Annotated in this window: 14 protein-coding genes; 12 read left to right on the plus strand and 2 right to left on the minus strand. The window is 62.3% G+C overall.

Going from position 1 to position 13,051, the window contains the following annotated elements; all coding sequences use genetic code 11:
• Positions 1-27: 27 nt before the first annotated feature.
• The 4 genes from CABTHER_RS13675 (at position 28) to CABTHER_RS13690 (ending at position 5,003) form a co-directional block, all read left to right on the plus strand.
• The gene (locus tag CABTHER_RS13675) at positions 28-1,035 is read left to right on the plus strand and encodes a phytanoyl-CoA dioxygenase family protein (RefSeq protein ID WP_014101263.1); all 1,008 of its coding nucleotides are present in this window, start codon (positions 28-30) and stop codon (positions 1,033-1,035) included.
• Between the two features lie 107 nt (positions 1,036-1,142).
• Positions 1,143-2,573 (plus strand): amidohydrolase, encoded by a 1,431-nt coding sequence (locus tag CABTHER_RS13680; protein ID WP_014101264.1) that lies wholly within the window; start codon positions 1,143-1,145, stop codon positions 2,571-2,573.
• A gap of 8 nt (positions 2,574-2,581) precedes the next feature.
• Positions 2,582-3,928, plus strand: coding sequence for an amidohydrolase family protein (locus CABTHER_RS13685; protein ID WP_014101265.1), 1,347 nt, complete (start codon positions 2,582-2,584; stop codon positions 3,926-3,928).
• Positions 3,929-4,034: 106 nt separating this feature from the next.
• Positions 4,035-5,003 (plus strand): DNA-methyltransferase, encoded by a 969-nt coding sequence (locus CABTHER_RS13690; protein ID WP_014101266.1) that lies wholly within the window; start codon positions 4,035-4,037, stop codon positions 5,001-5,003.
• On the opposite strand, the gene CABTHER_RS13695 is transcribed toward CABTHER_RS13690, so the two are convergent.
• Positions 5,000-5,611, minus strand: coding sequence for a DUF5942 domain-containing protein (locus CABTHER_RS13695; protein WP_014101267.1), 612 nt, complete (start codon positions 5,609-5,611; stop codon positions 5,000-5,002). The two genes, CABTHER_RS13690 and CABTHER_RS13695, sit on opposite strands and share 4 nt — an antisense overlap.
• Before the next feature lie 29 nt (positions 5,612-5,640).
• A complete protein-coding gene (locus tag CABTHER_RS13700) occupies positions 5,641-6,030 on the minus strand; it encodes a hypothetical protein (RefSeq protein ID WP_014101268.1) in 390 nt (129 codons plus the stop codon).
• A 238-nt stretch (positions 6,031-6,268) separates the two neighbouring features.
• On the opposite strand from CABTHER_RS13700, the gene CABTHER_RS13705 reads away from it, so the two are divergent.
• The 8 genes from CABTHER_RS13705 (at position 6,269) to CABTHER_RS13740 (ending at position 13,040) form a co-directional block, all read left to right on the plus strand.
• On the plus strand, positions 6,269-7,030 hold the full coding sequence (locus tag CABTHER_RS13705; protein WP_014101269.1) for an SAM-dependent methyltransferase: 762 nt from the start codon (positions 6,269-6,271) through the stop codon (positions 7,028-7,030).
• Positions 7,031-7,039: 9 nt separating this feature from the next.
• A complete protein-coding gene (locus CABTHER_RS16235; RefSeq protein WP_014101270.1) occupies positions 7,040-8,134 on the plus strand; it encodes an ABC transporter permease in 1,095 nt (364 codons plus the stop codon).
• Between the two features lie 158 nt (positions 8,135-8,292).
• Positions 8,293-9,498: an iron-containing alcohol dehydrogenase gene (locus CABTHER_RS13715; protein ID WP_014101271.1), complete on the plus strand. Its 1,206-nt coding sequence runs from the start codon at positions 8,293-8,295 to the stop codon at positions 9,496-9,498.
• A 50-nt stretch (positions 9,499-9,548) separates the two neighbouring features.
• Positions 9,549-10,859 carry a type III secretion system cytoplasmic ring protein SctQ gene (sctQ, locus tag CABTHER_RS13720; RefSeq protein ID WP_014101272.1) on the plus strand — a complete coding sequence of 437 codons (1,311 nt, stop codon included), beginning with the start codon at positions 9,549-9,551 and terminating at the stop codon, positions 10,857-10,859.
• Between the two features lie 3 nt (positions 10,860-10,862).
• Entirely contained in the window at positions 10,863-11,264 is a 402-nt protein-coding gene (locus tag CABTHER_RS13725) for a FliO/MopB family protein (protein WP_014101273.1), read from the plus strand.
• A 7-nt stretch (positions 11,265-11,271) separates the two neighbouring features.
• A complete protein-coding gene (sctR, locus tag CABTHER_RS13730) occupies positions 11,272-12,036 on the plus strand; it encodes a type III secretion system export apparatus subunit SctR (protein ID WP_014101274.1) in 765 nt (254 codons plus the stop codon).
• 24 nt (positions 12,037-12,060) lie between these two features.
• Positions 12,061-12,330 (plus strand): flagellar biosynthesis protein FliQ, encoded by a 270-nt coding sequence (fliQ, locus tag CABTHER_RS13735; protein WP_014101275.1) that lies wholly within the window; start codon positions 12,061-12,063, stop codon positions 12,328-12,330.
• A gap of 77 nt (positions 12,331-12,407) precedes the next feature.
• Positions 12,408-13,040, plus strand: a complete 633-nt coding sequence (locus CABTHER_RS13740) for a transposase (RefSeq protein ID WP_041570002.1) — start codon at positions 12,408-12,410, stop codon at positions 13,038-13,040.
• Positions 13,041-13,051: the final 11 nt, after the last annotated feature.

The raw sequence follows: 13,051 nt of genomic DNA on the forward strand, positions 1-13,051 counted from the left end.
GGTAAGCCGCCCGCAAACCAGAGAGCAATGCTTGGATCGTGGCTGAAAACGTTTTTCCCCGGACGCCGCAGCATCCCGGACAAGGCGGCGGAACCTGACTTTGATCCCCAGACGCTGCCCTGGATTGACCGCCCGGAAGCCGATCTCGAAGGCTATCTGCGCGGCCTTTCCAAGGCGGAACAGGACATGTTCGGGCCGGCACTGCGGTCGTGGCGCGATCTGGGCTATGCCATCTTTCCCCAGGCGGTCAGCCACGAGTTGATTGACGCCTACCTGGCCGACATCGAAGAACTCTATGCACAGCGGCGCTGGCGGGCGCTCGTTCTGGGAGAAAGTTTTGGCGTCCAGCCGGTGCAGGCGTTGTCCCGGGAAACACTCGAAGGCGAACATCACCTTCGGCTCATGGACTTTCACAACCACTCGGTGGCCGGGAAGAAACTGGCCCTCAACGCCAAGGCCGTGACGTTTCTGCGCCATGTGTTTCAGGACGAGGTTGTGGCCATGCAGTCGCTGACCTTCATCCACGGCTCGGAACAATGGACGCACCAGGACTTTCCCTACGTCGTGGCGCAGATTCCCAGCCACCTGGCTGCTTCCTGGATTGCGCTGGAGGACGTGCACCCGGACGCCGGCCCGCTCGGTTATTTCCCTGGTTCCCACCGGCTGCCCAAGTTCAACTTCGGGAACGGTCTCTTTCTGACGCCGGAATCGCCGCTCCGGGAAGATGCCTTCCGGGAACACCTGGAAAGACACTGCGCGGCACGGGGCATCGAACGCCAGGTTTTTCTTCCCAGGAAGGGCGACATGTTCGTGTGGCACGCTGCGCTGGCCCACGGCGGGACGAAGGTCAACAATCCCAACCTGACGCGCAAATCGTTCGTGACGCACTACTCATCGCTGCGCGCCTACCCACGCGACCGCCGCGCGCCGGAGATTATCCCCAGGCGTTGGACATGGAATGGCGCACACCTGTACGAAAACCCCCTGCTCCCGGAAGAAGAAAACAGCTTCCGGCGCGGAGAAGCCGTCGAATGAGGGAGCTTGTCAACCGCCTGACGAACCGGCCGGCCCCACGTGGCGGCACGACACCGCCCCAGTCGGCAACCTGCCATCACCCCGCTCGGAGGTCTGAGGACGTTTGTATGCTGAACACCACACCCTTACGCTTTGCCCTCGCCTGTGGGCTGGCCACGGCGCTCGGCTTCGGAACGCCGGCCCGGACGCCAGCCCAGCAGAAGGCCCAGACACCAACGCTCATCAGGAACGCCACCCTGCTGACCGTCACCAAAGGCACACTGGAAAACAGTGACCTGCTTATCGAGAACGGCAAGATTGCCAAAATCGGCAAGGGTCTGACAGCTCCAGCCGGCGCGCGGGTCATTGATGCCACGGGGAAGTACGTCCTGCCGGGCATCATTGACTGTCACTCGCATTCGATGATTGACGCGGTCAACGAGGGTTCGCTTTCGGTGACTTCCATGTGCCGCATCCGCGACGTGCTCAACCCGAACGACGTGGATTTGTACCGCGCTCTGGCTGGCGGTGTTACGACGCTGAACCTGCTGCACGGTTCGGCCAACGCGATTGGCGGACAAAACCAGGTCGTCAAGATCAAGTACGGGCGGCCCATCGAGGAATTCCTGTTCCCCGATGCTCCGCCGGGCATCAAGTTTGCTCTGGGTGAAAATCCCAAGCGGTCGAACTTCCGTTTTCCGGGCCAGACGCAGCGGTATCCCAACTCACGCATGGGCGTGGAGGAAACCATCCGTGATGCCTTCGTGCGGGCGCGGGATTACAAGCGCCAGTGGGATGACTACAACGCCGCCAAAGCCCGTGGCGAAAATGTCGTAACGCCCCGGCGGGACTTGCAGCTTGAGCCGCTCGTTGAGGTGCTGGAAGGCAAACGCTACGTGCATGCGCACTGCTACCGCGCCGAAGAAATCCTGATGCTGATGAATCTGGCCGAGGAGTTCGGCTTTCGGGTGCGGACGCTCCAGCACGTGCTGGAGGGCTACAAAATTGCCCGTGAAATTGCCAAACACGGCGCCGGCGCTTCCGCCTTTGCCGATTTCTGGTCCTACAAGGTCGAAGCCTACGACGCCATTCCGCATGACGCCGCCCTGATGACCCGCGCCGGTGTCATTGTCTCGCTCAACTCGGATGATGACGGACGCGCGCGCCGGCTCAACATGGAAGCCGCGCGCGTCATGAAATACGGCGACCTGACCGAAAACGAGGCGCTGCGGCTCATCACCATCAACCCGGCCATTCAGTTGGGCATTGACCGGCGGGTTGGCTCACTGGAAGTCGGCAAGGATGCCGACCTGGCGATCTGGACGGCGCATCCTCTGAGCGTCTATGCCCGTGTTGAGACGACGTTCATAGACGGCGAAGTGTTTTTTGACCGGCAAACCGACCTGGCGCGACGCGAGGCATTGGCCAGGGAGCGCGCCGAGCTTGAAGCGGCGGAAGTCAACCGTCCACAGGGTGGCGGCGCACCGCCGCCGGTGCCGGCCCGCCGCCGTCCGGCCTACAGCTTCGGCGACAACTGCATGCAGATGACAAAGGAGTAAGCGCGACGATGAGAGCTGTTGGTCAACTTCGTTGGTTTCGGCTGGTAGCGGGCCTTGGCTTTTGCCTGGCCCTGACACTTGACGCCCTTGCCCAGCAAAAGCTGGATATTGCGCCGCGCGTGACCGTGGCCATCCGCGACGCCCGACTGGTGACGGTCAGCGGAGAAACCATCGAGCGCGGCACGCTGGTCATCCGGGACGGCCGGATTGCCGCCGTCGGTGCCACGGCGGCCATTCCCTCCGGGGCGCAAATCATTGACGGCAAGGGATTGACGGTCTATCCCGGCATGATTGACGCGGCGACATCGCTGGGCCTGGTTGAAATCCCGGCCGTAGCCGCCACGGTGGATCAGGGCGAAGTCGGCGATTACAACCCGAACGCGCGCGCCATCGTGGCCGTCAATCCGCACAGCGCCCACGTGCGCGTCACACGCTACAACGGCATCACGAATGTGGCGACAATGCCTGATGGCGGCGTCATCTGTGGACAGGCAACCTTTATCAACCTCTACGGAACGTCGCCGCAGGAAATGGCGGTTGTACCGTCGCTGGGGTTGGTCATCAACTTTCCACGGCTGAACACCGGTGGCGGGGGGCCGTTTGCAGCGTTTCGCCAGCCGCCGCCGGCCAACATTGCCGAGGCCATTGCGACGCGCAACCGGCGTGTCGAGGAACTCCGGCAGGTGCTGCGCGAAGCCGCGGATTACGGCCGCGCCAAAGCCGCCGCGGCCGCCGACCCGAACATCCCGCGTCCGGCGACAAACGTTGTGTATGAAAGCCTGCTGCCGGCGCTGCGCGGTGAAATGCCGGTGTTTTTCCGGGCTGACCGGGCGCAGGACATTCACGCCGTGCTGGCCTTTGCCGAGGACATGGGGCTGCGCCCGATTATCGTTGGGGGCAATGACGCATGGATGTGTGCGGCGGAACTCAAAGCCAAAAACGTCCCGGTCATTCTGACAGGCGTGCTCGACCTGCCCAGCCGGGAAGATGATCCCTACGATGTGCTCTATGAAAATGCGGCCAAGCTGCACCAGGCGGGTGTGAAGTTCTGCATCTCGACAGGCGACAACGGGGCGCACGTCCGCGATCTGCCCTATCACGCCGGGATGGCGGCGGCGTTTGGCCTCAGCCCCCAGGCGGCTCTGCGGGCGGTGACGCTTTCGGCGGCCGAAGTGCTGGGCGTCAGCGACCGTCTGGGATCGCTCGATGTGGGGAAAATGGCGAACGTCGTGGTCGCCGATGGCGATCTGCTCGAACCCCGGACGCGCGTCAAATATGCCTTCATTGACGGCCGTCCGGCACAACTGACGAGTCGCCACACGGAACTCTACGAGCAGTTCAAGGAACGGAAATAGCGCCAGTTTCCGATAATCATCGGATGTGTCAGGATTTGGTGTGCGTCCGCCACAGGGCTTATTCCAAATCCCCGCATCCTGTGGATTCGCGGGACTGAGGGCAGGCATGCTGGAACCCGACGCGAAAGGCAGCATCCATCTGGCTGACAACCTGGACGTGCTGGCTTGCCTGCCGTCGGCTTCGGTGGACCTCATCTACATTGACCCGCCGTTCAATACCGGCCGGGTTCAGCGCCGGACTCAGCTTCGGACGGTACGCTCGGACACCGGCGACCGGATTGGTTTTCAGGGGCGGCGCTACGCCAGCCTGGTCATCGGCCGCCGGTCTTTTGGCGACGAATTCGACGACTACCTGGCATTTCTGGAACCGCGTCTGGTGGAAGCGCACCGGGTGCTGGCCGCGCACGGCTCGCTGTATTTCCACGTGGACTACCGCGAAGTCCACTACTGCAAAATCCTGCTCGATGGCATCTTCGGGCGGGAGAAATTCCTGAACGAAATCATCTGGGCGTATGACTACGGCGGCCGTCCGCGCCGCCGCTGGCCCGCGAAGCACGACAACATCCTGTTCTATGTCAAAGACATTGAGGGGTATGTGTTCAATCAGGAGGCCATTGAGCGCATTCCCTATATGGCGCCGGGGCTGGTTGGCCCGGAGAAGGCGGCGCGGGGAAAGCTTCCCACGGACACGTGGTGGCACACGATTGTGCCGACGAACAGTGCCGAAAAGACGGGCTACCCGACCCAGAAGCCGCTGGGCATTCTGCGGCGGATCATTCAGGCGTCATCGCTGCCCGGCGCGCTGGTGCTGGATTTCTTTGCCGGCAGCGGCACAACCGGCGCGGCGGCGCTGGAACTCGGCCGCCGTTTCCTGCTCGTGGACAACAACCCGGAGGCGCTGGCGGTGATGGCGCAGCGGTTTGACGGCGTGGAAGGCATCACGTGGGCCGGCTTCGACCCAACGCCATACCAGAAAGACCGGACAACAGCCGCTCCGGTTTTGGGCAGCGGGACAAACGGCGGAATGCAAACCGCACGGGCGAATGTTCATTTGCCCCAGAGACTTCCCGGCTAGGTATCCATCGGATGCCGCCGTTCGGCCAGAACGGCCAGCCCAAAGGCCAGCACCGCCTGGGCCAGAAGCCACGTCCGGGCGGTGTCCCCCCGAATCAGAAACACATCCGGTAGAAAGACAATCGGCGTGCCGGGGCTTTGCGTCATCGCATCCCAGGCGAGGTGACTGGCCACGCCGACGGCCAGCCCATAGCCGACCGCACGCCACAGCCGATGCTCGAACGTCAGCCCAACGACGACCAGCGGAATGAGCACCGAGTGCGTCAGAAACCACCGGTGCCAGGGCATTCCCAGCCACAAAATGTCCCAGTCCGGTATGGGGTAGTGGGTAAACTGCCAGAGCCAGTCAGCCCACGTCCCCGGACGGTCAATGTGCCCCGGCAGAAAAAACAGCGCACTGGACCCCATCAGCAGCGCCAGCCAGAACCCTGCCTGTGACAGCCGTACGGGCGAGGGGTCTGCGTCCGCACGTGCGGAGGCGGCTTCTGACGCTGGCTCTGACCGTGGTGATGCGGTCGCCTTCAGTTTCTTCGCCAGCGCAAAAAAGCCCCACGCGCACGCCAGACCAGCCAGCGCGTGTTGCAGCCCGTTCCAGAAGTAGGGGTTCATGGCAGATGCCGTTCCCTTGCCAGTCCGGGTCAGTAGCCAAGCCCACGGTTCGCCAGCGCCGAATTCAGAAACAGCTTGACGCCAATTGCCATGAGGAAGGCAGAGACGAGAAACTCAAAAAGTGTCGTCGGGAGCAGTACGGCGCGCCCGGAAAAGACAACCAGAATACCGCTCAGCCCCAAAAGACCAGCTCCAATCCAGCGGGCCTGCCCGCGCAAAAACACCACGGCCAGCAGTCCGGCCAGTGCCAGCAGCACCGTGCCGGCGGCGGCAATGCCATACCACCAGCCATACCACCAGCCGCGGCCGCTGCTGTAAAACAAGCCCCCGCTGCCGGTTGTCAGGACAATTTTGCGTCCGAGTCCGTAAATACCCGCCAAAAAGCAGCCGATGCCGATCAGTCCAGGTATTCCGCGCATAGCCGTTTCCTTTCAGGATGATTCCGGGCCGTGCCCGCGAGCGTTGAACTTCGCCCAGTACAAGCTGGAAATGTGTCGCCATTATGACGGAGGGACAAGACGGATACAACCGGAGAAACCTCCCGGCGCCGGAAAAACCGTGACCCGACCGGCAAGCCAGGCCGACAACGGGAAAGCTTCAGGAACGACACCGCTACGGCTTGCGTTTTCCCGCCGACCGTCATTAGCTTTTCCACCTATGACGCAGCCGGAATCTGCCGCCCCAACCCCCGCTGCCCTGGCCGGTGAAGACTGGTTCGGAAGCCCATACTACGCCCTGCTCTACCACCACCGGGACGAAACCGAAGCCTGTTTCTTCATTGCCAACCTCGTACGACATCTGGAGCTGCGCCCCGGCGACCGCGTGCTGGACATCGGCTGCGGACGCGGCCGCCACGCTACCTGCCTCCACGAACACGGCCTCGAAGTGGACGCCTTCGACATCTCCCCGGCCTGTATTGCCGTCGCCCAGCGCTACGCTGGTGCAACCCTGCGGTTCCACGTCCACGACATGCGGCTGCCCTTTGCCCGTGGCGGCTACCGCAGCGCCTTCAACATGTTCACCAGCTTTGGCTACTTTGCCGACGACGACGAAAATGCGCGCGTCGTTGCCGCTGCCGCCCAGGCGCTTGATGCGGGCGGCTGGTTCGTCCTCGATTTTCTCAACGCCCACTGGGTTGTTCCCCGCCTGACGCCCTTCAGCGTACAGGTCATCGGCGGCATCCGCTTTGAAATCCAACGCGAATACCGGGATGGCTTCATCCTCAAGACGATTGCCTTTGAAGATGGCGGCCGGTCGTTCCGCTTTGTCGAGCGCGTCAAGGACATCCGCCTGCCCATGCTGAAGGACTTTTTTGCAGCCGCCGGTTTGCACGTCCAGTCCACTTTCGGCGACTATGACCTTTCGGCATACGTGGCGGATGCTTCGCGCCGGGTCATTCTCATCGGACGCAAACCCTGACCTTTCCCGATGCTGTTTCAACTTGTCTGGTCAAATCTACGGCACCGGCCCGTGCGGACGGCGCTCAGCGCCTTTGGCGTGGCGCTGGCCGTCACCCTCATTCTGGTCAATGTCGGTCTGGTCAACGGCTCCCAGCGCGGACGCGCCCAGCGGGAAACAAACGTCCGGGCGGAACTGATGTTCTGGCGCGATTTCAACCTGACTTCCACCTCGGCGCTGGTTATGCCAATCCAGTACACCGACCGCCTGCGGCAGATTGCCGGCGTGGCCGACGCGGCTCCGGTAGGGCAGTATCTCAAACCAAGCGACTATGGCATCGGCGTGGAAATCATCGAGGGCATCGAGTGGGAAAGCTACCAGCGCCTGACCGGTATCCGCCTTCAGGCCGGGACGCCGCCGGTTGAGGAATACGACGCCATTGTGGATGCCGAGTTCATCCGTACCCGGCGGGTGGCCATCGGCGATACGGTCATGGTTTTTGAACGCCCCTTTCGGATTACGGGCGTGTATGTGCCGGAAGCCGGTACGGCCCGCTTCAAAATGCAACTTGCCACGATGCAGAAGCTGCTCGCCGCCCCGGAACGGTGCACGTTTATCTATGTCAAGTGCACCAACCCGGCTGAACAGGAAGCCGTCGCCGCCCACATCGTTGAGGAACTGCCCGACAACACGGTGATTTTCATCCGCGACCTGCCGGCGGCTTACGAGCAGGGCATTCCGGCGCTCAACACCTTTCTCAAACTGGTCATCGGGCTGGCGGTGGCCGTCGGCATCACGTTTGTTTTTCTGACGATGTACACCACGATCGCCGAACGCAAGCGGGACATCGGGATTCTGAAATCGCTTGGCGCGTCGCCGTGGTGGATTATCCGGGCCATCGAAGCCGAGGCGCTGTTTGTCGGCCTGCTCGGTCTGCTGCTGGGCATTGGAGCCGCGTATCTGGCCGTTGCCGGCATCACGGCGTTTACCGCTCTGCGCCCGGAGATTGAACTCCGCTGGCTGGGCCTGGCAGCACTCATCAGCCTGCTCAGTACGGCGCTGGGCGCACTGTATCCGGCCTGGCGGGCGGCGCGGCTTGACCCGGTGGAAACTCTGGCTGAATAACACTGGTTCGGAAAACGAAAGGCTGCCGGAACAGACGGACGGGAAAGGTATAAACGGCACTCGTGCGTCCGGCCGGACGCTACGCTATAGTGACCGGGCCAGGCGTAACCTGTCCTGCACTCCCAAGTTCATCTCCACACAACCGAGGACCTTCTCTGATGGGCTTCATCTCCGGCAATCCACCCCTGACCCGCCCGGATGCCACGTTTGCCGTTCCGACCGAAATCAAATACGGGATTGGCAAAGTCGGCAACCTGACCGTTGAACTCCAGCTTGCTCCCGATTTGGCCGAACGCACCCGCCTTGCCGTCTTTACCGACGCCGGCGTGGCGGCCGCCGGTTTGCTCGATGTTGTCCGGCAGGCCTTTGCCGATTCGGATTACACCATCGTGGCCGTCATGGACGACGTACCGGCTGAATCAGACACGGAGTATGTCAAGCGTGCGGCCGCCAGACTCAACGAAGCGCAGGTATCGCTCATCGTGGCCGTGGGCGGCGGCAGTGTCATGGACACGGCCAAGATTTCGGCTGTCATTGCGGCTTATGGCGGGGAAGCCAGTGAGTATGAAGGTGGGTTTATGGTGCCCGGCCCCATCACCCCGATTCTGGCCATTCCCACCACGGTTGGCACGGGCAGTGAAGTCACGTTGGCGGCGGTTGTCAAAGACAACGTCCAGCGCCGCAAACTCACCATCGCCAGCCCCTTCCTGTTTCCGCGCATGGCGATTCTCGACCCCAACATGGTGGCGACGCTGCCGGCCAAACTCGTTGCCTGGACGGGATTTGACGCGCTCACCCATGCCATTGAGGCCTATTCCTGCGTTGAGCGCGAACCCATTTCGGCCGCGCTTGCCCTGAGCGCCATTGAACTCATTGCCGACAATCTGGAAGCGGCTGTCCGGGAGCCAGGGCCGACCGAAGCCCGCGCCAAAATGCAGTATGCGGCAACCATGGCCGCCATGGCGTTTTCCAACTCGCCGGTTGGCGCGGTGCACGCGATTGCCCACTCCGTCGGGGCATTGTTTGGCGTGCACCACGGGCTGTCCAACTCGATTGCCCTGCCCTTTGTCATGGAGTTCAACCTGCCGGCGGTGGCGACCTACTACGCCGCCGTTGCCCGCGCCATGGGCATTGCTGACACCGGGCAATCCACCGAGGCGTTGGCAACGGCCGCCATTGCCGCCGTACGTGAGCTGAAGCAACGGTGCGGCGTCCCGATGCAGTACCGGGAAGTCGGCGTGCCGACGGATGCCGATACAGCGGCGGCGATTACCGACCTGACCCTGGAAGACATCTGCCTGTCCTTCAATCCGGTGAAAGGTGAGCGTGAGGACATCCTCGCCCTGGTGATGCGCACCCTGTAGCCCCGCCCCGGCGCGGGTGGCCGAACAGCGAATCGAGGGAGCACCGCCCCATGAGTCAAACCCTGGATGATCCCTTTGCTTTTGACCTGTTTGCCCAGCCCGTGGCCCCGGTTGAACCGGAAGTGGCGCCTCCACCAACGGAGGAGCCACCGGCCCGCGAGCGGCACTGGACGGACGCGCTGCCCAAATGCTCCCGGGCCGAGGTCGAGGCCAGCCGCAGACTGGGCAGCGTTCCGACCTGGCTTTTCGGGGCGATGTTCCGGGCGGCAGCGCCCCGGCTGCTGACCATTCTCCGTACGCCGCCGGAACTGTTCGGGATGACTTCCTTCGGTTGGTCTGAAGTCAGCGCAGCCGAACTTGGGCAAACCACAGACAGTCACCGTTTCTGCGCCACTTTTGGCGTTGGTCAACCGGGAGCGACTCTGTTTCTGCAAACGGACGCCAGCTTTGCGGCGGCGCTTGTGGAACGGATGCTGGGCGGCAACGGCACACCACCGGACGGTCTGCGCCAGGTCACTTCGGCCGAGGCAGCGGCGCTGGAGTTTTTGCTGCTTACCCTGGCCTGGGATGTCAACGCCTTGCTTGGCGAGCCGACGCTGCGGCTGACATCCTGCGCGCGCTGGCTGTCCTTTGGACATTTCCAGTCGGCCGCCACGTCCGACACCCCGACCCGCTATCTGGTGGGCACCGTCAGCCTGAAGTTTGCCGAAGCCGTTGGATTTGCCGAATTCATCCTGGACGCGGCAACGCTCGAAGCATTTCGCCAGGTGGGCAGCCACCTCTTGGCGCGGCCGGTTTCCGACCCCACACTGGCGCTCATTCGCCAGAAGCACGTGGCTGAGCTGGCCAGGGTGCAGCCGACGTTTTCCGCCGCACTGGTCATCGGACTGGTCGAAGCGACCTACGGAGAGCTTCGCACGCTCGAAATCGGCGACTTTGTCATCCTCGAAACAATCCAGTCGGTGCTCCAGCCGGGCGGCATCGGGAGCGTCACGGTAGGCGTTCCAGAAACCCTGATGCTGTTCGGTGAACTGGATGACGAATTTCGCTTGACCATCCAGGACATCGTTCCCACATTACCCATGCTTTCGTCTGAGGAAACTTCCATGCCGACTGAAGAAACGGCCACGCCACCGGCCGTATCCCTGGATGACCTTGCCGTGACGGTACGCATCGAGCTGGCGGCGCGCCGCCTGCGCCTTGAGGAAGTGGCCCAGTTGCGCACAGGGTACGTCCTTGAACTCGGTTGCAAGCCGACCGATCCGGTGACGCTGACGATTGATGGCCGTCCCATTGCGCGCGGTGAACTCGTGGATGTCGAGGGCCGTCTGGGGGTACGCATCACCCAGGCACGGAGCTAAGCCATGCTGGCGCTCATCGGATGGCAGGCCACCACTGAACCGCTTCCGCCAACCGGCGGCGGTTTCTTTTGGGCACTGCTCCAGACCCTCGTCGCGCTGGGGATTGTCTGTAGCGTCGCTTATGTCACCCTGCGGGTTGTCCTGCCGAAACTGGGCGGCCTCGGTCTGCGCCGGCCGACCGGGTTGATGCACATTGTGGACGTTCTGCCGCTCGAACCGCGCCGGACGCTGTATGTCGTTGAAGTCAACGGAAAGTACCTGCTGGTCGGCGTGTCGGAAGCCGGACTTCAGGTGATGGAAACCCTCGATGCGGCTGCCGTCGAGAAGCACCTGGCAGCACGTGAGACCTCTCAACCGCCGCCGCTGCTGGCGCAGTCCGTCGGGCGGTGGCTGATGCGAAAGTGAGGCGCGGATGGCATTGCGTTCTGGTCTTGTGAAAGCCGTGGCGACGCTTTCCCTCTTTGCCGGGATGGGCATCAGTTCGTCTCTGGTGGCGACGGCGCAGGGGGCGCTTCAGGCGAACCCGGTGGTGTTGGTTGTCACCCTGGGCGCGCTGGCGCTGGCTCCGTTTGCGCTCATCATGATGACCTCATTCGTCAAAATCTCGGTTGTCCTTTCCATCCTCAGAAACGCGCTGGGCACGCAGCAGGTGCCGCCCAACCAGGTTATCACCGGGATTTCGCTCATTCTGACGATATTCATCATGGCGCCTGTCGCTGAGAAAATGCTGGAGGAAGCCGGCCTGTCGGACGCCACCGCGCCGGTTTTCACGGAAATGCGGGCGGATACGCTGTTCAAGGCGCTGGACAAGGGCAAGGAGCCACTCCGTGCCTTTCTCGAACGCAATGCCCACGAAGCCGACCGCCGTCTGTTTCTGGGGCTGGCCCAGCGTCTGGCGCAGAAAAACGGCAAGGACCCGAATGCCATTACGGTACGGGATTTCCGCGTCGTCGTGCCGGCGTTTGTCACCAGCCAGTTGACCGAGGCGTTTCAGATTGGCTTCCTGCTGTTCATTCCCTTTCTCGTCATTGACATGCTCGTGTCGAACATCCTGCAGGCGATGGGGATGTTCATGCTGTCGCCGACAATGATTTCCCTCCCTTTCAAGCTGCTGCTCTTTGTGCTGGTCAAGGGCTGGGTGACGCTCATCCAGAATCTCGTGCTCAGCTATGCCTGACGGCTTCATTCAACAGGGGTGCCCATGCAGACATTTTTGACGCTGGCCAACCAAACCCTCTGGCTGATTCTCATTTTGTCCCTGCCGGCGCTGGTGGTGAGTCTTGTCGTGGGGCTGGTCATCAGCCTGCTGCAAGCCCTGACGCAAATTCAGGAGCAGACGCTGACGTTCGTGCCCAAGATGATTGCTACCGTACTGACGCTGATTTTCTTTGGAAGCTGGACGTTTACCCAACTCATCACCTTTACGCAGCAGGTGATGTCCTACATTCCGAAGGTCAGTGCACTGCCGTAGTACGAACACCTCATCCGCCTGTGGAGCCGTCATGGCGCTGGCGCGGGCAGGGTTGGAAAAGGCAGGGAGCCGGCAGCATGCGGTACGCCCCTGAAAGGCATCACCGCCGTTCAATCCGCCTGAAGGACTGCGATTACACCCGGATGGGGGCGTATTTTGTCACCCTCTGCACGCAGGGGCGGGTGTGTCTGTTTGGGGAGATCGTGGCGGGTGAAATGCGGTTGAATGAATACGGGGAAATTGTGCAGAAGGAATGGTTTCGTTCGGCGGAAATCCGTCGGGAAATCGTGTTGTTTTCGGATGAATTCGTGGTGATGCCCAACCACATTCACGGCATTGTGCGGATTGTGGAATCCCCCAACGCCCACGTAGGGGCAACCGGCCCCACGGCAGGGGCAACCGATGCCACGGTAGGGGCGACCGACGCCACGGTAGGGGCGACCGGCCGGTCGCCCCTACTACAAGGCCCCGCCAAACGTTCATTGGCATCGTTCGTTGCCGGGTTCAAATCGGCCGTCACCAAACGCATCAACGAACACCGTGGCACGGCCGGCGCCATCATCTGGCAACGCAATTATTACGAACACATCATCCGCCACGCGGAATCCCTCAACCGCATCCGCGCCTACATCCTGGACAACCCCCTTCAATGGCATCTGGACCACGAACGCGCGCCGGCAACCGACGCTCCCCCGTGGGCGGACGAATGAGCGGTGTGGCT

This window comes from Chloracidobacterium thermophilum B (genome assembly GCF_000226295.1).
Classification (GTDB): Bacteria; Acidobacteriota; Blastocatellia; order Chloracidobacteriales; family Chloracidobacteriaceae; genus Chloracidobacterium; species Chloracidobacterium thermophilum.